At 69.2% G+C, this 597-nt stretch carries 1 protein-coding gene; it reads left to right on the top strand.

The annotated features are described in order from the left end of the window. Positions 1–147: 147 nt before the first annotated feature. On the top strand, positions 148–597 hold a 450-nt coding region (locus tag KUM32_RS41060; protein ID WP_217146748.1), incomplete at its 3' end, for an ATP-binding protein.

The raw sequence follows: 597 nt of genomic DNA on the forward strand, positions 1-597 counted from the left end.
CCCGCGACAAGCGCACCATCCGCGCCTCGGCCGGCAACAGCTACCTCAAGCTGGAGTGGTGCGACCGCGAACACCACCGGGCCTTTGTGAACACCTTGCCGTTCGCCACCGGCATCCGACGATAGGGGCTGCGCCGTGGTCGATCCGATGGGCGTCATCACCGAGACCTTCACCAGTTTCGTCTTCGGGAAGGTGGAGACGACCCGGCTGCCGGTCCGCACCTCCACCGGCCAGGCCCAGGCCGTCTACCTGCCCACCGCCGCGCCCGGCCTCGGCGACTCCGGCGTCATCATCGGTCGCGAGGTGTACTCCGGCAAGGGGTACATCTACGACCCGTTCCAGTTGTACGGGCAGCAGTTGCCCGCCCCGCACTGGCTGGTGCTCGGCGAGTCCGGCAACGGCAAGTCCGCCCTGGAGAAGACCTACGTACTGCGCCAGTTGCGGTTCCGGGACCGGCAGGTGGTCGTCCTCGACGCGCAGGGCGAGGACGGTGTCGGCGAGTGGAACCTCATCGCCCAGCAGCTCGGCATCACGCCCATCCGCCTGGACCCGATGGCCGCCCTCGACGGCGGCATCCGGCTCAACCCGCTCGACCCG

The sequence above is a fragment of the Streptomyces sp. AC627_RSS907 genome (assembly GCF_019049165.1).